The following is a 21,327-nucleotide window of genomic DNA, read 5'->3' on the forward strand; positions in this document are numbered from 1 at the left end:
CCCACGGCCGGGTCAGGTGGGAATTCATGGGCGCCGTGGGGTATTCAGGGCCTCATGGCTCATTCATCTCCCCCCGTCATCGCAGGTCTGCTGCTCGCCGCAGGCGGTGGCCGACGGCTCGGCGGCCGGCCGAAGGCATTGCTGGAACACCGCGGGCGGCCGCTCGTCGAGCACGCCATACGCATGCTGCAGGAGGGCGGCTGCGGCCCCGTCCACGTGGTGCTCGGCGCCGCTGCGGACGAGGTGCGGGCGCGGGCGGACCTCTCGGGATGCGCGGTGACCGTCAACCCGCAATGGCCGGAAGGCATGGGTTCCTCACTGCGGGCGGGGCTCGGCGCGCTCTCCGGTACGGAGGCGGACGCGGCGCTCGTCCTCCTGGTCGACCAGCCGGGCATCGGTGCGCAGGCGGTGGCCCGGGTCCGGTCGGCGTACCGCTCCCGGATGACGCTGGCGGCAGCCTCGTACGAGGGGGAGCGCGGCCATCCGGTGCTGTTCGGTGCCGACCGGTGGGCGGACATCGCGGCGGGTGCCGTGGGCGACCAGGGGGCGCGTGCGTACCTGCGGGCGCACCGCGATGCGATCACCCTCGTCGAGTGTTCCGATGTGGCGGAGGCGTACGACATCGACACCGCGGAGGACCTGAGGCACCTCGACTGAACGGGCTTGCGCGCGCCGGCACGCTGCGCCGCCCCCACCCCACTTGTGTCGACCCGGAGAATCTCGACATCAACAAACCATTGAACTTCCACCATGAGGAAACTACTATCCACTGGTCAGAAGCGCTCTGTACCCCAGACGGCGCCCACGGCCGTATCCCGGAGCCCTGGCACCCCGTGCCATTGAGGCGACCCGGCGACCGCGAAGGCGCCACCCGCACCGCCCGCTGAAGGAGTGACAGCTCATGTCCGCACCAGCGCCGTCCCCGCTGGCCATCGTCGATGCCGAGCCCCTGCCCCGGCAGGATGAGGTCCTGACCGACGCGGCCCTCGCGTTCGTGGCCGAGCTGCACCGGCAGTTCACGCCCCGCCGTGACGAGCTGCTCGCCCGCCGCGCCGAACGCCGCGCCGAGATCGCCCGCACTTCCACGCTGGACTTCCTGCCCGACACGGCAGCGATCCGCGCGGACGACTCCTGGAAGGTCGCCCCGGCCCCGGCCGCGCTGAACGACCGCCGCGTGGAGATCACCGGTCCGACCGACCGCAAGATGACCATCAACGCCCTGAACTCGGGCGCCAAGGTCTGGCTCGCCGACTTCGAGGACGCGTCCGCCCCCACGTGGGAGAACGTCATCCTCGGCCAGCTCAATCTGATCGACGCCTACGAGCGCCGCATCGACTTCACGGACCCCAAGTCCGGCAAGTCGTACACCCTGAGGCCCGCCGACGAGCTCGCCACGGTCGTCACCCGCCCCCGCGGCTGGCACCTGAACGAGCGTCACCTCCAGCTCGACGGCACCCCGGTGCCGGGAGCGCTGGTCGACTTCGGCCTCTACTTCTTCCACAACGCCCAGCGCCTCATCGACCTCGGCAAGGGCCCCTACTTCTACCTCCCGAAGACGGAGTCGCACCTGGAGTCCCGCCTCTGGAACGACATCTTCGTCTTCGCCCAGGACTACGTCGGTATCCCGCAGGGCACGGTCCGCGCGACCGTCCTGATCGAGACGATCACCGCCGCGTACGAGATGGAGGAGATCCTCTATGAACTCCGCGACCACGCCTCCGGGCTGAACGCGGGCCGCTGGGACTATCTCTTCTCCATCGTCAAGAACTTCCGTGACGGCGGCTCGAAGTTCGTCCTGCCGGACCGCAACGCGGTGACGATGACCGCCCCGTTCATGCGCGCGTACACGGAACTCCTCGTCCGCACCTGTCACAAGCGCGGTGCGCACGCGATCGGCGGCATGGCGGCATTCATCCCGTCCCGCCGTGACGCCGAGGTCAACAAGGTCGCCTTCGAGAAGGTCAAGGCCGACAAGGACCGCGAGGCGAACGACGGTTTCGACGGCTCCTGGGTCGCCCACCCGGACCTCGTCCCGATCGCCATGGCCTCCTTCGATGCGGTCCTCGGCGAGAAGCCGAACCAGAAGGACCGTCTGCGCGAGGACGTCTCCGTGGCGCCGGGCGATCTGATCGCCATCGATACCCTGGACGCCAAGCCCACGTACGACGGCCTGCTGGGCGCCGTCGCCGTCGGCATCCGCTACATCGAGGCGTGGCTGCGCGGCATGGGCGCCGTCGCCATCTTCAACCTGATGGAGGACGCCGCCACCGCGGAGATCTCCCGCTCGCAGATCTGGCAGTGGATCAACGCGGACGTGGTCTTCGAGAACGGCGAGCACGCCACGGCGGACCTGGCCCGCAAGGTCGCCGCCGAGGAACTCGCCGCGATCCGCGCGGAGATCGGCGAGGAGGCATTCACCTCCGGCAGGTGGCAGCAGGCCCATGACCTGCTTCTCCAGGTGTCGCTGGACCAGGACTACGCGGACTTCCTGACACTGCCGGCGTACGAGCAGCTGGTCTGAGCCGCTCCGACTCCGTAGAGCTTTCCGCCCCCGGTTCCGCACAGCACCGGGGGCGGAGCGCTGCCCGGCCTCCGCCGAGGGCGCGCTCCAGAGGGTTTGACCGTCCGCTGCGGATGGGGAGTCAGGGATGTGGACCGAGGGGCATTTTCCACCGTGCAGCCGAGGAGACATCAGATGCGTGGAGGCCGGGTCGTCGTCGTGGGCGGCAGCGTCGCCGGATGCGCCGCCGCACTGGCCGCGCACCGGGGCGGTGCCGACGAGATCGTGGTCCTGGAGCGTGCGCCGGGGCAGTTGGCGGAGCGGGGCGTCGGGCTGGCCGTGCACGACGACCGTTACGAGGAGCTTCGGTCGGCCGGGTATCTGGACGCGGGGATGCCCTGGATCCAGCTGAACCGTCGGCGCTGGTACGTACGCGGCGAGGGCGGCGAGCCCCTCGGGAAGCTGATCGGCGAGATGCCCTTCCCGTTCCGTACGTACAACTGGGGTCCGCTCTGGCGGGAACTGCGGACCCGGGTTCCGGACGAGGTCGAGTACCGCACCGGCACCACCGTCGGCGCGGTGCGGCACACCCCGGACGGGGTTGCGTTACGCATCACGGGCGTCGACGGCGGCGACCGTACCGAGGTGTTCGACTTCGCCATCGGTGCGGACGGCTACCGCTCCCTCGTCCGCGCCGAGGTCTGCGCCGGGCTCGCCACCGCTGCGCGCCCCGAGTACGCCGGATATCTCGCCTGGCGCGGCGCCTTCCCCGTCTCCAGGATGACCCCCTCCGATCAGCGTCTGTGGGACGTCGATGAGTGTGCGTACGCCGCCTTCCCGGGTGGGCACGTGATCACCTACCGCATCCCGGACGCCGCCGGCGGCCACCGGGTGAACTGGGTGCTCTACACCACTCCTCCCCCGGATCTCGAACTGTCGCTGGAGACTCCGACGAGTCTGCCGCCCGGCACACTCACGGACGCATTGCACAGTCATCTCGCCCGTATCGCCGCCGAGTCGCTGCCACCGTACTGGGGCGGCCTGGTCGGCCTGACCGCGCCGGACGAGCTGTTCATCCAGCCGTTGTACGACTTCACGGCGCCGCACTACGCCACCGGCCGGCTTCTGCTGACCGGTGACGCGGCGACCGTGGCCCGTCCGCACACCGGCGCGGGTGCGGTCAAGGCGCTCCAGGACGCGACGGCACTGGAGTCGGCGCTCAGATCCACGCCCCACTGGGCCGAGGCACTCCGTACGTACGACTCCGAACGCACCGCGGCCGGCCGGGCCATGGTGGAGCTGGGGCGGCGACTGGGGCAGGCCCTGGTGGAGGCCACACCGGAGTGGGGCTCGATGGATCCGTCGGCACTGGATGCCTGGTGGCAGCGGGCCGCTGTGGGCGGCGGGTTCGGTGGCCATGCCCTGAAGGCGTGACTCCCGGCCCGATCGGCTCCTGGCCGTCCCCACGGTCACGAACCCGTTGACCAGTATGGACAAGGATTCCGGGACCCGTGGACGATGCGGTGCGACATCCCGCACGCCATGTCTGCCCGGGTGAGCCCCTGTCAGCCGGCGAGGACGACGTGCGGGAGAAATTCGCCGCAGGTGTCCGGCGCGAACGCCCCGCGCGAGGACCGATGAGTTCTGGGTACCGGAGCGGTCTGAAGAGTATGGATACCGAAAACGAAACGATGCCCTCGGCCGATCTGGGACCTGCCGCACGTCAGGTCGCCGCACTGCTCGACGGCATCGAGGAGAAACAGCTGACCGACCCCACCCCTTGCCCCGACTATGCGGTACGGGAGCTGCTCGCCCATCTGGTCGGGCTGAGCATGGCCTTCCGCGACGCGGCGCGGAAGGATCTCGGGCCGACGACCGACAGCTCGCCGGCCGCCGCACTGCCGGTCCTCGGCGACGACTGGCGCAAGGTACTGCCGCCCCTGCTGGACGAGCTGGTGACAGCTTGGCGCGACCCTGCCGCCCGGCAGGGGATGACCAGGGCGGGCGGTGTGGATCTGCCGGGCGAGGTGGCCGCGATGGTCGCGCTGAACGAGCTGGTCGTCCACGGCTGGGACCTGGCCCGGTCCACCGGGCAGGCGTACGAGGCGGACGAGGCGAGCCTGCGGGTGTCGCTGGCCATGCTGACGCCCCGCGACGGCAGCCCGCGGCCCGACGTCTTCGGACCGCCGGTCCCGGTACCGGCCGGCGCACCCCTCGTCGACCGGGCTATCGCCATGAGCGGCCGGCACCCGGACTGGCAGCCCGGGCGCTGACGTCTGCGGGGGCGCTGCCGCCTGAGGGCGTGGACGCGCCCGCCCCACGACCGGCCGATCCGGCGGGCCGTGCCGGAGTTCCGGCGCGGCCCGCCGATCCCGCGGTCGCGGACGGCGGGGCGGCGCCGTCATGCCCTCCCGGCGGCGCGCAGGCGATCCCGCACGCGCCGTCAGTGCGGTCGCAGTGTGCGCACCGCCTCGCGCACCCGGTCGCGCAGCCGTTCGTCGGCCGGGGCGATGCCTGACTCCAGCCCTGAGGCCGTCACCCGCAGGTCCCTTTCAGCGAGGGCGGTCAGCCGGTTCAGGTGGTCGTCGGTGAGGGCGGTCGGGCCGAGGGCCACCAGGGCATCGACGGCGGTGACGGGTTCGGCGTCCGCCTCCGCGGCGTCCAGGAGCAGGCCCGCCAGCCGAGGGGCGTCGAGGGACTCGGGTGCGATCGCGTGCAGGGCGAGAACCGCGGCCGGGGTCTGCTCCCGGTCCGTCAGCAGGCCCTCCAGTGCGGGGACCAGCGGGCGGGCCGCCTCTCCGATGAGGGCCGCCGCTCGCGCGGCACGGATGAACGTCCAGCGCATCCAGGCCGGTCCGACCTCCGCGAGCACCCCGGCGAGCACCGGCACCGCCTCCTGCGCGTCGCCCGTGATCCGCCACAGGGCAGTGGCGATCTCGACATCGCCGTCCAGCTGCGGGATGGTGCGGTTCGGTTCGGGGACGGTGAGCGCCGACCGCAGGGCCGGCACCAGATCGGCTGCCTCGGGGCCCAGTTCGCCGGCGGTGCTCGCAGCCTCCCGTACGTCGTAGCCACCCTCGGCGAGCCGCGCGGCCGTCGCTGCCAACAGGGGGCCGGTGTCGCCGGTCAGCTCGTGCACGGCCCGGGCCGCCGCAAGCCTGCCCGCCTCCGGTCCTGAGCGGGCCGCGGTGGTCAGGAGTTCCGCCGTCTCCGCGCGGTATTCCGGCGGACAGACCGCCACCAGTGCCCCGGGGACGACCTTCGGGAACCGCGCCAGCGCGGACCGCAGTTCGGGCAGGGCCGAGGATGCCCGGCTGCCCCAGGCGGTGAGCAGGGCCGTGAGCCAGAACGGCTCATTGCCTTCGAGATCGTCCGCGACGAGGCGGACACGGATCGCGTCCAGCAGGTCGGGGTCGTACGGGAACGAGAGGCCGGCCGCACCTCGGTTCGGGAAGCCGCATACGGCACCGAGCGCGCGCGGGCGCCGCCCCAGGTCGCGAGCGAGGAGCGGCGCGGCCTGCGCGGGGGCCACGGCGACAAGCGCTTCGAGCGCCCGGTCCGCCGGATCACCCTGCTCTGCGGCGAGCCGGGCCAGGACCGGTGCGGCCACGGCTTCATGGACGCCCAGCTTCTTGAGGAGCGAGTACGCCGCGGGCACGGCAGCCGGATCGGCCGTCAGCGCCCGCAGGGGCGCGGCCAGCCGTTCGGGCGCGCTGCGCGAGAGCAGACAGGCGGTCTCCGCCGCCCACAGCGCCTCGGCGCGGGCGTCGGGGTCGGGGCTGCGCAGTGCCGCGTCGAGCAGGCCGTACGCCGCTGCGCGGTCCTCGGGGGTGTCACGGAGCAGCAGGGATTCGACGACATACTGCAGCGGTTCGTTGCGCTCCTGGTCGAGGCGGCTCCGGACCAGCTCGTCGGCCGGGAGGAGCGCCAGCATCGCCTCGTGGTGGGCGGGGGCCCAAGGCCGGCCCGCGTCGACGTCGGCCAGCAGGGCCGCGATCCTCACCTCGCCCGGCTCGCCCGCACGCATGGCTTCGGTCGCCTCGGCGGCGCTCCCTGCCGGGTCCAGGTGGGCAATGGCACCGAGGAGTTCGGCCCGGACAAGGGAATCCGACTCTTCCGCCCAGCGCCTCCGGAGCACCGGCAGCACCTGGCCGGATGCCCCTGTCATGGCCGCGGTCCACGCGGCGGCCTGCCGCAACCCGGGATTCTCGTCGGCGATCCAGCCCAGGATCAAAGGCAGTTGGGCGACGACGGCCGTCCGGCAGGAGGCTTCGTCCGTCTCCCCCTGGTCCTCGCCGCCCTCCGCGATCCCGCCGAGCAGCACCAGCAGGTCCTCCGTGCGGTGGCCGGCCTCCGCGAGCCGCGCCAGATACGGCACCGCGTGGGCCGTCGCCTCGTACACCGAACCCTGGTGCAGGATGCTGCCGTACAGCTCGGAGAGCGCTTCGGACGCCGCGTCCTCGTCGTCCCCGGCGAGCATCCGGAGGCAGTCGGGCACATCGGCGGCGCTTCCGTACGCATGGTGCAGCTCGGCCCACGGCTGTGCGTCGACCTCGGCGAAGAACAGTGCAAGCTCCATGCGGACGATCTTGGCACCCGGCGCTGACATTCCCCCCGGCCGGGCCCCCCACGATGCCGGCCGGCGCGGTTCGCCGGCTCCCGGGGGCACCCCGCTCCGGGGTTCAGCCGACTGCCGGTGTCTCAGCTGGTGAAGAACTCGGTGATCTGCTGGGCAACCTGGTCTGCGTGGGTCTCATGGACCCGGTGGCCGCCGCCGAGCGTGATCACCCGGCAGTCCGGGATCAGGGCTGCCATGTCGGCCAGCCGGCCCTGCGGCATGGTGCTCTCCGGGCCGCCCGCGATCATCAGCGTCGGCGCGACGATCTCGCCGAGACCGTCCGCCCACTGCGGGTCGGGGTCGGCGACCTGGGCCCGGATGGGCGCGACGGCATTCCAGTCGTAGTCGACCGGTTCTTCGGGCTGCGCGGCGGGCCTCGGCTCACTGGGGAACGGCGGCGGGGTCTCCACCAGCACCAGGCGCTCCACCCGGTCCGCGTGCTCCTGGGCAAGCAGATGGGCGACGACGCCGCCCATGGAGTGGCCGACCAGGCCGACGCGGTCGAGCTCGCACTCGTCGAGGAAGCCGAGGACGTCGTCCCTCATCAGCTCGAAGGAGTACTCGTCGGGCCAGTCGCTCTCCCCGTGCCCGCGCAGGTCGAGGGCGTACACCCGCCATTCCTCGCCGAGCAGGCTCCCGACCGCTTCCCAGCTCGCAGCGGAACCGCCGAGGCCGTGCAGCAGAACGACGGGCGAGCCGAACGGGTCTCCCCAGGTCCGGTACGCGAGCCGGACGTCGCCGACATCCACAACAGACTGATCATCCATACCCCAGACGCTACAGGCGTGCGGACCAAGATCCTTCCCCGCACCTGGCAGGCTGGAGAAGTGAAGGTCATTCCGCGTTCCCGGCTCGCCCCCACCACGGCTCTGGTCACCGCTCTGGCCACGGCGGCCGCCCTGCTGGCAGGGTGCTCCGGGCGCTCGCCCAGACCCGTTTTCGGCAACGGCGCCCCGGCGGCCGGGCTGGACGATCCGGCGAAGAAGGAGATCGCCATGCAGCTGGTCTCCAGCGCGGAGAACTCCACGCTCGACTGGAAGGCGCAGTACAAGTACATCGAGGACATCGGCGACGGCCGCGGCTACACCGCGGGCATCATCGGCTTCTGCTCCGGCACCGGCGACATGCTGAGCGTCGTCGAGCGGTACGCATCGGCGCGCCCCGGCAATCCGCTGGAACGGTTCCTGCCCGCTCTGCGCGCGGTGCAGGGAAGCGATGCGCACGACGGCCTCGGTCGCCCGTTCACCGACGCATGGGTGGAGGCGGCCGCCGACCCCGCGTTCCGGTCGGCGCAGGATGCCGAGCGGGACAGCTCATACTTCGATCCGGCGGTCGAACAGGGAAAGGAGGACGGTCTCGGCGCCCTGGGCCAGTTCATCTACTACGACGCCTATGTGATGCACGGGTCCGCCGACGAGGACGGCACGGTCGGCTTCCGTACCATCCGCCGCGAGGCTCTCGACGCCGCCGAACCGCCGTCCCGGGGCGGCGACGAGGTGACGTATCTGAACGCCTTCCTCGATGCCCGGGTCGCCGCAATCCGCAAGGAATCCTCGCACTCCGACACCAGTCGCGTCGAAACGGCGCAGCGGGTCTTCGTACGCGAGGGCAGACTCCAGCTGGAAACGCCGCTCGCCTGGAAGGTGTACGGCGACAGCTACCGTATCGACGGACCCTGAACCCGTGATCGGCGGTCTGCACGGTCGACGAGAACGGGGTTGTGAGCTGCTGTCGGTTTGCTGAGCTGAAGTGAGTGGTGGTGTGCGGGAGTGAGTCCTGTCGGTCGGTTGGTGGGGGTGGGAACTGAAGTTCTGGGGTCGAATGGGTGACCTTGCCGGCTGCTGCTCGTTGGCCTGGACAGCGGGTGTCTGGCCTTTGAGGGCGGGGTGATGTGGTGGGTGGTTTGCGGAAGTTGGCCGTTTCCTTCGTGGTGCCCGGGCCTTGCGGGGTGGCGGTCCGAGACCGACTCAAGCACCTCACTGCCCAGGACGAGAGGGTGCTGCGTGCGGTCGGTGAGCATCAGGGTGCGTTGGCCTCCCGTGATCTCAAGGCTCGCTGTGCGGACGGTCTGGAGCACAGTGCGGACACCTGGGCAGCGCGTAAGCGGGACCTGACGAAGGAGTCGTCGTCGCGGATCGCGGGTGCGATCACCAAGGCCACGCACGATCAGTGGGCGCTCGCGCGCCGTTGCCAGGCGGCGCATATCCAGAAGCTGGCAGCCGGGATCAACATGCTGCGGCACCGCCTGTCCCTCCCGATCGGGGAGAAAGGCACCAAGCGCGCGGCGGGTGGCTACCGGTCGAAGAGCGAGTGGTTCCGCAAATCTCGTCGCCTCGCGATGCTGGAAGACCGGCACGCCACTGTTGTTGCCGAGTGGCAGGCCGGGCGGGTGCGGGTGGTGCGGGGTGGCAGACGTCTCCTGAACACCCGCCACCACCTCGCCCAAGCCGGGCTCACCGAAGGCCAGTGGCGGCAACGGTGGGAGGCGGAGCGCTGGTTCATCGGGGCCGACGGTGAGTCGGGGAAGCGGTTCGGGAACGAGACGATCCGCGTCACCCCGGACGGCGAGGTCAGCATCAGACTGCCTGCCCCGCTCGCGCACCTGGCCAACGCCCCGCACGGCCGGTACGTCCTCACCTCCACCGTGGCGTTCGCGCACCGGGGCACGGAGTGGGCCGACCGCATCACCGCGAACCGGGCCGTCGCCTACCGCATCCACCTCGACACCCAGCGCGGTCGCTGGTACCTCACCGCATCCTGGCAGCGCCCCGTCGTGCAGACCATCCCGTTGGAGGCCGCCCGCGCCCGGGGCATGATCGGTGTCGACACCAACGCCGACCACTTCGCCGCCTACCGGCTCGACCGGCACGGCAACCCCATCGGAGACCCGCGCCGCTTCCCCTACGACCTGTCCGGTTCGGCCGGTCACCGCGACGCACAGATCCGCCACGCCCTGACCCGCCTGATCAACTGGGCCGTGCGTGCCGGTGTCGCCGCGATCGGCATCGAAGACCTCGACTTCACCACCGAGAAGACCCGCGAGAAGCACGGCCGCCGCAAACGGTTCCGGCAGCTCATCTCCGGCATCCCGACCGGGAAACTCAAGGCCCGGCTGGTCTCCATGGCCGCCGAACACGGCCTGAGCATTGTCGCGGTCGACCCCGCCTACACCTCCCAGTGGGGTGCCCAGCACTGGCAGAAACCGCTGGCCACCCCCCATCGCACCATGTCCCGTCACGATGCCGCCGGTATCGCGATCGGACGACGCGCCCTCGGGCACCCGGTCCGGCGTCGGACGGCACCGCCCCCGCACGACCGGAGAGATCGTGCGGGGCATCGGACCGCCCAGGCCGGACCAGGCACCCGAGGGCGCGAGGGAACCCGCCCACCCACAACGGACCAGCCCCCCGGAGGACCGTCGCCGAACGGGACGCGAAAGCGGGAACCCAGCGCATCCAACACCGTTCGGGATGCGCCCAGTACGCAACAGTGGGTCCAGCACTCACTCACGCACACTGGTTAGGAACGGTCAGAATCTCAGCTGCCGTGTCCAGTAGGGCCATTGGGCCATGGGCGACCTGCGGGGTGGCCCCACGGGCGTATGGATCCACCTGACCTGCCCCGGCTGCTGACAGCCATCGGCCAGAGGGTGTCCGCCCCTGATCCGCGGGCCGCCCCGTACGGCCCCGCACCGCGCGTCCGGCACGTGTGCGGGGCCTTTCCGTAGCCGGAGCCGGATTCAACTCGCTTGCGCCGAACGAGTGCACGACTCTCACTCCGCCACGACTCTCACTCCGCTCTGATAGGAAAGCTTCCTAGCGGATCCGGAACGACGAACTCCCTTTGGAGGAATGGTGCCCGCTCGCCATAAGCACGCCGCACGTCGTAACACTCGCCCCGTACGGCTCGCGCTGGTCGCATTCGAGGTGACCCTCACGGCGGCACCCGCCACCGCCTACGCCAGTGCCCCCACGCATGCAGCCGTGCGCCAGGAGGTCTCCGCCACCCGGCAGGCGGCTGCCGCCACCGGGCTGGACAATCCGGCGAAGAAGGAGATCGCCATGGAGCTGGTCTCCAGCGCGGAGAACTCCACGCTCAACTGGAAGGCGCAGTACAAGTACATCGAGGACATCGGCGACGGCCGCGGCTACACCGCCGGCATCATCGGCTTCTGCTCCGGCACCGGCGACATGCTCGACCTCGTCGAGCTGTACACCCGGCGCAAGCCGGGCAACGTCCTCGCGAAGTATCTGCCCGCTCTGCGGGAGGTGAACGGCACCGACTCGCATGACGGCCTCGACCCGAACTTCGCCGAGGACTGGGCGACCGCCGCGTCGGACCCGGCCTTCAAGCAGGCCCAGAACGACGAACGGGATTGGGTGTACTTCGACCCGGCGGTCGATCGGGGGAAGGCCGACGGCATCGGCACGCTCGGCCAGTTCGAGTACTACGACGCCATCGTCACGCACGGCGACGGCAGCGACAGCACGAGCTTCGGCTCCATCCGCAGGCGCGCGCTCGCCAGGGCGAAACCGCCGTCGCAGGGCGGCGACGAGGTGACCTACCTCAACGCCTTCCTGGACGCGCGGGTCTGGGCGCTGCGGCAGGAGGGGGCCCACTCGGACACCAGCCGGGTGGACACCGCCCAGCGGGTCTTCCTGAAGAAGGGCAATCTGAACCTGGATCCGCCGCCGGAGTGGAAGGTGTACGGGGACAGCTACCACATCGGCTGAGTCCCGCCCGGAGTACGCCGGTGGCGCGTACGGCTCCCGCCGTGCGCGCCACCACGCCGTACCGGACGCGCTCAGTGCGCGCCCACCGGCGCCGTCGCCGGGACGGAGGGCTCCTCCTCGTCCCCCGTCTCCGGCTTCCCTCCCAGGTGGTTGAAGGCCAGGTTGAGGACGATCGCCACGACGCACCCGGTGGATATCCCCGAGTCCAGCACGACGAGGAGGTCCTTCGGGAACGCGTGATAGAACTCCGGCGCGGCGATCGGGATCAGTCCGATGCCGACGGCGGCCGCGACGATCAGCGCGTTCTCACCCTTCTCCAGGGCGGCGGTGGCCAGCGTCTGGATGCCGCTCGCGGCGACCGAGCCGAAGAGCACGATGCCCGCACCGCCGAGCACCGGCAGCGGGACGAGCGCGATGACGGACGCGGCCACGGGGACCAGACCGAGCACGATCAGGATGACGCCACCCGCGGCGACGACGAACCGGCTGCGCACCTTGGTCATCGCGACCAGGCCGATGTTCTGCGCGAAGGCGCTGCACATGAAGCCGTTGAAGAGCGGGCTGATGGCGCTGCCGAGGGTGTCGGCGCGCAGACCGCCCTCGATGGTCCGTTCGTCCGCCGGTCGGCCGACGATCTTGCCGAGGGCCAGCATGTCGGCGGTGGACTCGGTCATGCAGACGAGCATCACGATGCACATCGAGACGATGGCGGCTATCTCGAACTGCGGTGCCCCGAAGTGGAACGGGGTCGGGAAGCCGACCAGGTCGGCTTCCTTGATCGCGCCGAAGTCGGTGATGCCGACCGGGATCGCGATCAGGGTGCCGGCGACCAGACCGAGCAGGATCGCGATCTGCTGCAGGAAGCCGCGCAGCAGTTTGCGCAGGGCAAGGACGATGACCAGGGTGACGGCGGCCATGGAGATGTTGGCCGCCGACCCGTATCCGTCGGCCTTCGCGTTGCCGCCCTGGGACCAGTTGAAGGCGACCGGCAGCAGCGAGACGCCGATGAGGGTGATGACGGTCCCGGTGACGACGGGCGGGAAGAAGCGGATCAGCTTGCAGAAGTAGGGGGCGAGTACGAAGCCGAGGAGGCTGGCCACGAGGATCGCGCCGAAGATGACGGCGATGCCGTCGTGTCCGCGGTCCTTGCCGATCGCGATCATCGGCGTCACCCCGGCGAACGAGACGCCGTTGACGAACGGCAGCCGGGCGCCGATGCGCCAGAAGCCGAGGGTCTGCAGCAGGGTGGCGATGCCCGCGGTGAAGAGGCTCGCCCCCATCAGGAAGGCGGTCTCCTTGGCGGTGAGTCCGACGGCGGGTCCCACGATCATGGGCGGGGCCACCACGCCTGCGTACATCGCGGCCACATGCTGCAGTCCGCTGGTGAACATCTTCAGTGGGGGGAGGGTCTCGTCGACCGGATGCTTGCCGCCGGCGACCTGCGGGTCGTCCGGTACGGGTTGCTGGTCGGGGACTGCGACTGCGTCGTTGTGAAACCTGGGCTGTGCTGCCACGGCGGTTCCTCCGGTCGGGTACACGTCAAGGCGACGTGGGTGTCAGGGAGGTGGTGCGTTGGTGCAGGTGAGGCAGGTTGTGCAGCTGGTGCGGCAGCTTTGGTCACCGGTCCGGCGAACGCACATTTCTGAGCGCGTCCGCCGGACCGGCTGCCGTGGACCCCGCTCGGGTCCACGGCGGCCGGCCGAGGGCCGTCCCCCTCCGGCCGGCCGTTCTGGGGGAGGTGCCCCCGGAGCCGTCAGGCCCCGGCGGCGATCTGCGCGAGGCGGCGCGCCTCGTCGCGGGTGGCGCGGGCGATGGCGTCCTCGTCCACCGTGGTCAGGTGGTTGCCCTCGACGACCGTCTTCCCGTTGACGAGGGAGAGGGTGACGGGAGCGGCGGCGCCGAAGACGAGCGCGGTGACCGGGTCGGCGATGGAGGCGTGCGCGAGTGTGTCCAGCTTCCAGAGCACCAGGTCGGCGAGCTTGCCGACCTCCAGCGAGCCGATCTGGTCCGCGCGGCCGAGGACCTGGGCACCACCGTACGTTCCCAGACGCAGGGCCTGACGGGCGTTCAGCGCCTTCTCGCGGTGGGCGCCGAGGCGGTTGATGAGGAGGGCGTTGCGCAGTTCGGTGTGGAGTTCACCGGACTCGTTGGAGGCGGTGCCGTCGACACCGAGGCCGACGGGGACACCCGCGGCCAGCATGTCGGGGACCCGGGCGATGCCTGCCGCGAGGCGGGCGTTGGAGGACGGGCAGTGCGCGACGCCGGTGCCGGTGCGGGCGAACGCGGCGATGTCGGAGTCGTTCATATGGACGCAGTGGGCCATCCATACGTCGTCGCCGAGCCAGCCCGTCGACTCGAAGTAGTCGGTCGGGCCCATGCCGAACAGCTCGTGGCAGAACTTCTCCTCCTCCACGGTCTCCGAGCCGTGGGTGTGCATCCGGACCCCGCGGCGGCGGGCCAGCTCGGCTCCCTGGCGGAGCAGTTCGGTGGAGATGGAGAAGGGCGAGCAGGGTGCGACGGCGATCTGCGTCATGGCGTCGAAGGAGCCGTCGTGGTGCGCGTCGATGGTCGCCTCGGTGCCGGCGAGCGCACCGTCGAGCGTCTCGACGGCGAAGTCCGGCGGCAGCCCGCCGTCCTTCTGGCTGCGGTCCATGGAGCCGCGGGCGAGCGTGAAACGTACGCCCATGTCGCGGGCGGCTCCGATGATGGCGCCGGACAGGTCGCCGGAGCCCTGCGGGTAGACGTAGTGGTGGTCCATGGCGGTGGTGACACCGCCGCGGGCCATCATCGCGAGCGAGCCCTGCGCCGCGGCGCGGACCATCGGCTCGTCGATGCGCGCCCAGGTCGGGTAGAGGGCGACCAGCCAGTCGAAGAGGTTGTGGTCGGTGGCCAGGCCCCGGGTGATCCACTGGTAGAAGTGGTGGTGCGTGTTGATCAGGCCGGGGGTGACGAGGTGCCCGGCGCCGTCGATGCGTCGCACGACGTTCTCCAGCCCCTCAGGGGCCCGGCCGGCGCCTACGCGCTCGATGCGATTGCCCGCGACGACGACATGGCCCGAGGCGTACTCGGTGTCGTCGGCGTCGACGGTCGCGATCGAACAGTTCTCGATGACGATGCGTTCCACACGATCAGGGGCTGCCATGGCGCTTCCTTCTTCTCTCTGTGATGAGGTGGGCACGGCAGGACCCTAGGAGGATTTGAGTGCCACAGCCGTGCGGCTGTGGGTGCCGAGATGATGGAAGAACAGGTTGAGCAGGACCGCGACGAGCGCTCCCGCACTGATCCCGGAGCCCAGCACGGTCTGCGCCCAGGACGGAAATCCGGCGTAGAAGGCGGGCGCGGCGAGCGGGATGATGCCCGCGCCGAGCGCCACGGCGACCAGGATGATGTTGGAGCTGTCGTCGAGTCCGGCCTCGGAGAGCGTGCGGATGCCGCTGACGGCGATCGAGCCGAACAGGACGATTCCGGCTCCACCGAGCACAGGCATCGGGACGAGGGAGACGACCGCGCCGAGGACGGGGAAGGCGCCCAGGACGATCAGTGCTCCGCCCGCCGCGGCGACGACATAGCGGCTGCGTACCTTCGTCAGTGACACCACGCCGACGTTCTGTGCGAACGCGCTCGTCGGGAAGCCGCCGAAGACCGGGCCGAGCAGGGTGGCGATGCCGTCGGTGCGCAGCCCGCGGGTGATGGTCCGCCCGTCGGTGCGCCGGTCGCAGATCTCGCCGAGCGCCAGCATGCCGGCCGAGGACTCGGTCATCAGGACCAGCATGACGATGCAGAGGGACAGGATGGCGGCGGGCTTGAACTCGGGGGCACCGAAGGCGAAGGGTGTGGGCAGGGCCGCGAGCGGTGCGGACCTCAGCGCGGAGAAGTCGGCGAGCCCGAACGGGATCGCGGCCAGCGTTCCGATCAACAGACCGCAGAGCAGGGCGACTTGCTTGAGGAATCCGCGCCCGAATCGCTGGATCAGCAGGATGACGGCAAGGGTGAAGGCGGCCAGCGCCAGGTACTTCATGGCGCCGAAGTCGGCGGCTCCCCTGTCACCGCCCTGCGCCCAGGAGACCGGGACCGGCATCAGGGTGACGCCGATGAGGGTGATGACAACCCCGGTGACGAGCGGAGGGAAGAAGCGGAGCAGCCGTCCGAAGAACGGTCCGACGGCCAGACAGAAGGCTCCGGCGACGAGCACCGCCCCGTAGATCGCGGGGAGTTGGTGGCCCGGGGCGCTGGTCTCGGCGATGGCGAGCATCGGGGCGATGCCGGCGGAGGACGCGGCATTGACGAACGGCAGCCGGTTTCCCGCGATACCGCCGATGCCGAGCGTCTGCAGGAGGGTGGCGAGTCCGGCGATCAGCAGACTGGCCGCGATCAGCCGGGTCATGCCGGCCGGGTCCAGGCCGGCGGCCTGGCCGATGATGAGCGGAGGGGTGACGACGCCCGCATACATGGCGGCGATGTGCTGGAGCGCGGCGGGGACGAGCCGCGAGGGGGAGAGCTTTTCGTCCACCGGATGCACGGAGTTCTCCGGTGGTGCGGTGCAGGGGCCTTCTGCTGCCGGGCCCGTTGCAGGCTGTGCCATGGGGTTTCCCTCCGGGTCGGCCGGCCCCAGCCCGTCGGCGGACGGGGGCCGGCTCAGGGCCGCGTCAGAGGTTGGTCATGTCGACCGGGATCTGAGGCTCGATGCCGTCCCGCAGCACGGTGGCCTCGATGAGTCCGTACGGGCGGTCCGCCGCAAAGTAGACAGCGCCGTCGGCGGTTTCGTTCTTGAGGCCGAAGGGCTCCAGGTCCACCAGGAAGTGGTGGTTGTTCGGCAGGGAGAAGCGGATCTCGTCGATCTCGCTGCGGCTGTTGATCACCCTCGACCCCATCTGGTAGAGGGTCTGCTGCAGCGAGAGGGAGTACGTCTCGGCGAAGGCCTGCAGGATGTGCTTCCTGGCCTGCTCGTACGACTTCTCCCAGTTGGGCATCCTGTCTTCGTCACTGGTCCAGTTGTAGCGCCAGACAGTGGCGACATCGGTGCACAGGATGCGGTCGTACGCCTCCTTGAGCGTCGTGTACTTGTCCTTGACGTACCCCCAGAACTCCGAGTGGGTGGTGTTCATGACCGTGAGGTCCTTGAGTCCTGAGATGACCTGCCAGTTCTCACCGTCGTAGGTGATCTGGGTGGTGCGCAGCTCCTGGCCCTTGCGGACGAAGGAGTGGTTGACCTCGTCCGAGCCTATGAACCTGGAGTTGTTGTCCGAGGTGGCGATGCGCTCCCAGGAGTACTCCTGGATACGGATGCGCGCCCGGTGGATCGGCTCCTGCGACGTCACGAAGTGGCGGGCGAGGTGGATGCCGAACTGCTCGGCGGACTTGATGCCGTACTCCTTGGCGAACGCGTACACCGTGTTCTTGGTGGTGTCGGTCGGCAGGACGTTGGCGTTGGAGCCGGAGTAGTGGACATCGCCCATGTCGCCGGACAGGGCGACCGAGACGTTCAGGTCCTTGATGTGGTGGGTGTCGCCGTCCCGCGTGATCTTGACGACGCGGTTCTCTGCTTTGCCGTACTGGTTCTGGCCGAGAATCGTGGGCATGTCTGCTAGCTCCCTCGGTATACGGAGTAGCCGAACGGGTTGAGCAGCAGCGGTACGTGATAGTGCTCGCCCGGTACGACGGCGAAGGTGATCGCCACTTCCGGGAAGAACGCACCGCTGTCCCTTACGCGGGGGGCGTCCTGCTGCGCCTCGGCTTGCTGGTTGAAGAAGTACGCCTCGGTCTCGAAGTCGAGACGTACATGGGTGGTGCCCTCCGGCAGCGCCGGCAGGTCCTTGCATCGCCCGTCCGCGTCGGTCGCGGAGCCGCCGAGCGTCACCCACGGCGCGTCGCTGCCACTGCGGGCGGCGAGCGTGACGGCGACGGCTGCGGCGGGGCGGCCGATGCTGGTGTCCAGGATGTGCGTGGACACCGATGCGGTGGTGTCGGTGCTCAAGACCGTCACTCTCCTTCGGTTACGAGACGGGTCAGCCGGATGCGATTGATCTTGCCCAGCTCGGTGCGCACGATCTCGCGCTCCTGCTCGGGCGAGTTCCCGATCCGGGACTTCACCGCGTCGCGCATCTGCTCACCGGTGGCACCGGTGGCGCAGATCAGGAAGACATGTCCGAACCGCTCCTGGTAGGCCAGGTTCAGTTCGAGCATCTCGGCCTTGAGCTCCTCGGTGGCGTCGGCCATCCCCCGCTGTTCGCGGGAGGAGGTCGGGTCTCCGGGGGCCGGGCGGCCGATCGGGGGGTGGCCGGCCATCGCGTCGGCCAGATCTTCGCGGGTCAGCTCGGCCATGGCGGCATCGCTGCTGGCGAGAAGGGCTTCTGCGGTGGTGTAGGGGCGCCGGGAGAGGATCGCTCGTCCCCATGCCGCACTGGCACACACCTCGTGCAACACGGTGGTGGCCTCGTCGTCCGCCAGGGTATTGAACCGGGCGAGGCCCGGTGTGGAGCTCAGAGTCACGGGAGCCTCCGTGGCTTTTTTCGCTGTGCGTTGGTCGGGCTGCGGATAGCTAACGCCCTCGACAACACCACGTCAACACTTTGTTGAAATTCCGCGAACGCCGAAGGCCGTCGCCCGGTGATCCGGGCAACGGCCTTCCACGCACTTCCGCGACTTTCACTCAACCAAGACCGACCGGCGCACGGGAGGCGGCCGACCTAATCGCCTTTGGCGGCATTTTCCCGGTTGAGATAGTTGTAGACGGTGAAGCGGCTGACCCCCAGCGCCCCCGCCACCGTCTCCACACCGTGCCGCACCGAGAAGGCACCCCGTGCCTCCAGGGTCCGCACGACCGACTGTTTGGCCTTGCGGTCCAGCTCAGCAAGCGGCATGCCGTGCCGCCGCTCCATGGCCGCCAGGATGTGGTCGAGCGATTCCGAGAGCTGCGGCAGCCGTACAGCTATGACGTCCTCGCCCTCCCAGGCCAGCACGACGTCGTCGATCCCGGCGTCCTCGGGGCCGACCAGTTCGGCGCCCATGGCGTCGACGAGCGGCTTGACCGCGGCGACGAGGGGGTGGTCCGCCGGTTCGGTCACTTCGAGTCCTCCCCGATGACGTTGACCTGGAGCGACACCCGGGTGGCACCGGACTCCAGGGCCTTGCGCAGCAGGGAGTCCACCGCGGTGAGCACCGCATCGGCGCCGCCCTCCGCCGTATTGCCGAAGGGGCCGACATCCACGGCGTCCAGCTCGGCCGCCTGGATCACCTCGCGGGCCACCACCGCGTGGGCGGGCGCCTCGTCGAGATCGAAGGGCTCGGTGGTGAACTCCACTCTCAAGCGCACTGTGCCTCCATCATGTGCTCGCCGCGCCCAGAGAGCCGCGGCTCGGCCCCGACACTAACGGACCCGCCAAGGACTTTCGTTCGGCTCAGGCCGGATCAGGGAGCGGCCCGCCGCGGAGCGGCTGGTGTCGCCGCGCACGCGGCCCGCCGGACAGCCCGGCAGTCGGAGAGCAGCACGCGGAGTGGACGGCCCGAGGGCGTCCGCCCCGTCTTCCGTGTGTCAGGACGAGCCCTGACCGGCCCGAATTCCGGGCACCCCCTTGACAGTCCGACCACCCCCGGGGCAATCTTCCGTTCAGCAGAAACAAACTTCCGCAATACGGAAGGAGCGTCTGACCCTCATGGGATACCCGGACCAGCGCTTCGATGTGAACCTTTCGATCCTCTTCACGGAACTCCCGCTCCTGGAGCGCCCCGCTGCCGCGGCCGCGGCGGGCTTCACGGCGGTCGAGCTGTGGTGGCCCTGGATCGAGACCCCCACCCCGCCGCAGAGCGAACTCGACGCCCTCAAGAAGGCGCTCGACGACGCGGGCACGCAGCTGGTGGGGCTGAACTTCTACGCCGGACAGCTCCCCGGCCCCGACCGCGGCGCGCTCTCCGTGCCCGGCCCGGAGTCGGACCGCTTCCGCGCCAATATCGAGGTGGCGGCCGACTTCGCCGCCTCGGTCGGCTGCAAGGCGCTCAACGCGCTCTACGGCAACCGCGTCGACGGCGTGGACCCGGCCGTGCAGGACGAGCTCGCCCTGGAGAACCTGATCCTGGCGGCCCGCGCGGCCGACCGGATCGGGGCGGTCCTGCTGATCGAGACCCTGAACGAGCCGGAGTCGCCGCGCTACCCGCTGGTGAGCGCGCCGGCCGGAATCGACGTCGTCGACAAGGTCAACGCCGCGACAGGGCTCGGCAATGCGAAATTCCTTCTGGACCTGTACCACCTGTCGATGAACGGCGAGGACCTCAGCCAGGTCATCGCCGCGTACGCCGACCGGACCGGTCACGTCCAGATCGCCGACAACCCGGGGCGCGGCGCGCCCGGCACCGGCTCGCTGCCGCTGGAGCAACTCCTCGACGAGCTGACGAAGGCCGGTTACGACGGCTGGGTCGGACTGGAGTACAAGCCCGGCGACCGGCCGAGCACCGAGTCCTTCGCCTGGCTCCCGGCCGAGGCCCGAGCGGCCCGCTGAGGGTGTCGGACTCCCCCTCGTACACACGTTTTCAGGAAGGCACCCCCTCATGAGCAACAACCTCCCCAAGGTTGCGTGGATCGGACTCGGCATCATGGGCTCCCCCATGTCCGAAAACCTGATCAAGGCCGGTTACGACGTCACCGGATACACCCTGGAGCAGGACAAGATCGACCGGCTGGCGGCGGCCGGCGGGCACGGCGCGGGTTCGATCGCCGAGGCGGTCCGGGACGCCGATGTCGTCATCACGATGGTGCCTGCGTCCCCGCACGTCGAGGCCATCGCCTACGGCCCTGAGGGCATCCTGGCGAACGCGAAGTCGGGCGCCCTGCTGATCGACATGTCCTCGATCACCCCGCAGACCTCCGTCGACCTCGCGAAGAACGCGAAGGAGAAGGACATCCGCGTCCTGGACGCCCCGGTCTCCGGTGGCGAGGCCGGGGCGATCGAAGCCGTACTGTCGATCATGGTCGGCGGCGAGCAGGCCGATTTCGACGCCGCGCAGCCGATCCTGCAGGCGCTCGGCAAGACGATCGTGCTCTGCGGCCCGCACGGCTCCGGCCAGACGGTGAAGGCCGCCAACCAGCTGATCGTCGCGGTCAACATCCAGGCCTGCGCCGAAGCCGTCGTCTTCCTGGAGAAGTCCGGGGTCGACCTCGCCGCCGCACTCGACGTGCTGAACGGCGGCCTGGCCGGCTCGACCGTACTGACCCGCAAGAAGGACAACTTCCTCAGGCGCGACTTCGCGCCGGGCTTCCGGATCGATCTGCACCACAAGGACATGGGCATCGTCACCGACGCCGCCCGTAATGTCGGTGCCGCGCTGCCCGTCGGCGCCGTGGTCGCCCAGCTCGTCGCCTCGCTCCGCGCGCAGGGCGACGGCGGCCTGGACCACTCGGCTCTCCTGCGCGCGGTCGAGCGCCTCTCGGGTCAGCCCGTCCAGGCCTGACCGACCGCCCCACAGACTTCCGGATGACGCCGGCG

At 70.1% G+C, this 21,327-nt stretch carries 19 protein-coding genes; 9 read left to right on the forward strand and 10 right to left on the reverse strand.

Features of this window, described 5'->3' with window-relative positions; translation table 11 throughout:
- Positions 1-54 precede the first annotated feature (54 nt).
- The 4 genes from ACNPQM_RS16450 (at position 55) to ACNPQM_RS16465 (ending at position 4,773) form a co-directional block, all read left to right on the forward strand.
- Positions 55-657 carry a nucleotidyltransferase family protein gene (locus ACNPQM_RS16450; protein WP_418084573.1) on the forward strand — a complete coding sequence of 201 codons (603 nt, stop codon included), beginning with the start codon at positions 55-57 and terminating at the stop codon, positions 655-657.
- A gap of 244 nt (positions 658-901) precedes the next feature.
- The gene (gene aceB, locus ACNPQM_RS16455) at positions 902-2,521 is read left to right on the forward strand and encodes a malate synthase A (RefSeq protein WP_418084574.1); all 1,620 of its coding nucleotides are present in this window, start codon (positions 902-904) and stop codon (positions 2,519-2,521) included.
- A gap of 174 nt (positions 2,522-2,695) precedes the next feature.
- Positions 2,696-3,934, forward strand: coding sequence for an FAD-dependent monooxygenase (locus ACNPQM_RS16460; RefSeq protein WP_418084575.1), 1,239 nt, complete (start codon positions 2,696-2,698; stop codon positions 3,932-3,934).
- A gap of 236 nt (positions 3,935-4,170) precedes the next feature.
- Positions 4,171-4,773, forward strand: coding sequence for a TIGR03086 family metal-binding protein (locus tag ACNPQM_RS16465; RefSeq protein ID WP_358857306.1), 603 nt, complete (start codon positions 4,171-4,173; stop codon positions 4,771-4,773).
- 170 nt (positions 4,774-4,943) lie between these two features.
- On the opposite strand, the gene ACNPQM_RS16470 is transcribed toward ACNPQM_RS16465, so the two are convergent.
- Positions 4,944-7,079, reverse strand: coding sequence for a hypothetical protein (locus ACNPQM_RS16470; RefSeq protein WP_418084576.1), 2,136 nt, complete (start codon positions 7,077-7,079; stop codon positions 4,944-4,946).
- 122 nt (positions 7,080-7,201) lie between these two features.
- Positions 7,202-7,885 carry an alpha/beta fold hydrolase gene (locus tag ACNPQM_RS16475; RefSeq protein WP_418084577.1) on the reverse strand — a complete coding sequence of 228 codons (684 nt, stop codon included), beginning with the start codon at positions 7,883-7,885 and terminating at the stop codon, positions 7,202-7,204.
- Between the two features lie 60 nt (positions 7,886-7,945).
- Between ACNPQM_RS16475 and ACNPQM_RS16480 the strand changes: the two genes are divergently transcribed.
- The 3 genes from ACNPQM_RS16480 to ACNPQM_RS16490 all read left to right on the forward strand — a co-directional run bounded on the left by ACNPQM_RS16480 (position 7,946) and on the right by ACNPQM_RS16490 (position 11,851).
- Positions 7,946-8,797, forward strand: a complete 852-nt coding sequence (locus ACNPQM_RS16480; protein ID WP_418084587.1) for a chitosanase — start codon at positions 7,946-7,948, stop codon at positions 8,795-8,797.
- Positions 8,798-9,012: 215 nt separating this feature from the next.
- Positions 9,013-10,641 carry an IS200/IS605 family accessory protein TnpB-related protein gene (locus ACNPQM_RS16485; protein ID WP_418084578.1) on the forward strand — a complete coding sequence of 543 codons (1,629 nt, stop codon included), beginning with the start codon at positions 9,013-9,015 and terminating at the stop codon, positions 10,639-10,641.
- Between the two features lie 328 nt (positions 10,642-10,969).
- A complete protein-coding gene (locus ACNPQM_RS16490) occupies positions 10,970-11,851 on the forward strand; it encodes a chitosanase (protein WP_418084579.1) in 882 nt (293 codons plus the stop codon).
- 71 nt (positions 11,852-11,922) lie between these two features.
- Here ACNPQM_RS16490 and ACNPQM_RS16495 read toward each other — a convergent pair whose 3' ends face one another.
- From ACNPQM_RS16495 to ACNPQM_RS16530, 8 genes are all read right to left on the reverse strand, one after another.
- Positions 11,923-13,365 carry a nucleobase:cation symporter-2 family protein gene (locus ACNPQM_RS16495; protein WP_418084580.1) on the reverse strand — a complete coding sequence of 481 codons (1,443 nt, stop codon included), beginning with the start codon at positions 13,363-13,365 and terminating at the stop codon, positions 11,923-11,925.
- 239 nt (positions 13,366-13,604) lie between these two features.
- Positions 13,605-14,993, reverse strand: coding sequence for an 8-oxoguanine deaminase (locus tag ACNPQM_RS16500; RefSeq protein WP_358857300.1), 1,389 nt, complete (start codon positions 14,991-14,993; stop codon positions 13,605-13,607).
- A gap of 45 nt (positions 14,994-15,038) precedes the next feature.
- Positions 15,039-16,433, reverse strand: coding sequence for a nucleobase:cation symporter-2 family protein (locus tag ACNPQM_RS16505; protein ID WP_358857299.1), 1,395 nt, complete (start codon positions 16,431-16,433; stop codon positions 15,039-15,041).
- 64 nt (positions 16,434-16,497) lie between these two features.
- Positions 16,498-17,430, reverse strand: coding sequence for a factor-independent urate hydroxylase (gene pucL / locus ACNPQM_RS16510; RefSeq protein ID WP_358857298.1), 933 nt, complete (start codon positions 17,428-17,430; stop codon positions 16,498-16,500).
- 5 nt (positions 17,431-17,435) lie between these two features.
- Positions 17,436-17,825: a hydroxyisourate hydrolase gene (uraH, locus tag ACNPQM_RS16515; protein WP_358857297.1), complete on the reverse strand. Its 390-nt coding sequence runs from the start codon at positions 17,823-17,825 to the stop codon at positions 17,436-17,438.
- Positions 17,826-17,830: 5 nt separating this feature from the next.
- Positions 17,831-18,340 (reverse strand): 2-oxo-4-hydroxy-4-carboxy-5-ureidoimidazoline decarboxylase, encoded by a 510-nt coding sequence (uraD, locus tag ACNPQM_RS16520; RefSeq protein WP_418084581.1) that lies wholly within the window; start codon positions 18,338-18,340, stop codon positions 17,831-17,833.
- A gap of 197 nt (positions 18,341-18,537) precedes the next feature.
- Positions 18,538-18,915, reverse strand: a complete 378-nt coding sequence (locus tag ACNPQM_RS16525) for a helix-turn-helix domain-containing protein (RefSeq protein ID WP_418084582.1) — start codon at positions 18,913-18,915, stop codon at positions 18,538-18,540.
- Positions 18,912-19,163 (reverse strand): hypothetical protein, encoded by a 252-nt coding sequence (locus ACNPQM_RS16530; protein ID WP_358857209.1) that lies wholly within the window; start codon positions 19,161-19,163, stop codon positions 18,912-18,914. The genes ACNPQM_RS16525 and ACNPQM_RS16530 overlap by 4 nt, the downstream gene beginning before the upstream one ends.
- A 340-nt stretch (positions 19,164-19,503) precedes the next feature.
- Here ACNPQM_RS16530 and ACNPQM_RS16535 point away from each other — a divergent pair, with 340 nt between their 5' ends.
- On the forward strand, positions 19,504-20,343 hold the full coding sequence (locus tag ACNPQM_RS16535; protein WP_418084583.1) for a TIM barrel protein: 840 nt from the start codon (positions 19,504-19,506) through the stop codon (positions 20,341-20,343).
- A 49-nt stretch (positions 20,344-20,392) separates the two neighbouring features.
- Positions 20,393-21,292, forward strand: a complete 900-nt coding sequence (locus tag ACNPQM_RS16540; protein ID WP_418084584.1) for a 2-hydroxy-3-oxopropionate reductase — start codon at positions 20,393-20,395, stop codon at positions 21,290-21,292.
- Positions 21,293-21,327 lie beyond the last annotated feature (35 nt).

This window comes from Streptomyces sp. NPDC056231 (genome assembly GCF_048270745.1).
Classification (GTDB): domain Bacteria; phylum Actinomycetota; class Actinomycetes; order Streptomycetales; family Streptomycetaceae; genus Streptomyces.

What these genes read in the sequence shown, in the direction of transcription:
- ACNPQM_RS16505 (WP_358857299.1), bottom strand. Translation starts at nt 16,433, where the DNA reads ATGGCACAGCCTGCAACGGGCCCGGCAGCAGAAGGCCCCTGCACCGCA.
- ACNPQM_RS16500 (WP_358857300.1), bottom strand. Translation starts at nt 14,993, where the DNA reads ATGGCAGCCCCTGATCGTGTGGAACGCATCGTCATCGAGAACTGTTCG.
- ACNPQM_RS16465 (WP_358857306.1), top strand. Translation starts at nt 4,171, where the DNA reads ATGGATACCGAAAACGAAACGATGCCCTCGGCCGATCTGGGACCTGCC.
- ACNPQM_RS16450 (WP_418084573.1), top strand. Translation starts at nt 55, where the DNA reads ATGGCTCATTCATCTCCCCCCGTCATCGCAGGTCTGCTGCTCGCCGCA.
- ACNPQM_RS16475 (WP_418084577.1), bottom strand. Translation starts at nt 7,885, where the DNA reads ATGGATGATCAGTCTGTTGTGGATGTCGGCGACGTCCGGCTCGCGTAC.
- ACNPQM_RS16460 (WP_418084575.1), top strand. Translation starts at nt 2,696, where the DNA reads ATGCGTGGAGGCCGGGTCGTCGTCGTGGGCGGCAGCGTCGCCGGATGC.
- ACNPQM_RS16490 (WP_418084579.1), top strand. Translation starts at nt 10,970, where the DNA reads ATGGTGCCCGCTCGCCATAAGCACGCCGCACGTCGTAACACTCGCCCC.
- ACNPQM_RS16470 (WP_418084576.1), bottom strand. Translation starts at nt 7,079, where the DNA reads ATGGAGCTTGCACTGTTCTTCGCCGAGGTCGACGCACAGCCGTGGGCC.
- aceB (WP_418084574.1), top strand. Translation starts at nt 902, where the DNA reads ATGTCCGCACCAGCGCCGTCCCCGCTGGCCATCGTCGATGCCGAGCCC.
- ACNPQM_RS16535 (WP_418084583.1), top strand. Translation starts at nt 19,504, where the DNA reads ATGGGATACCCGGACCAGCGCTTCGATGTGAACCTTTCGATCCTCTTC.
- pucL (WP_358857298.1), bottom strand. Translation starts at nt 17,430, where the DNA reads ATGCCCACGATTCTCGGCCAGAACCAGTACGGCAAAGCAGAGAACCGC.
- ACNPQM_RS16540 (WP_418084584.1), top strand. Translation starts at nt 20,393, where the DNA reads ATGAGCAACAACCTCCCCAAGGTTGCGTGGATCGGACTCGGCATCATG.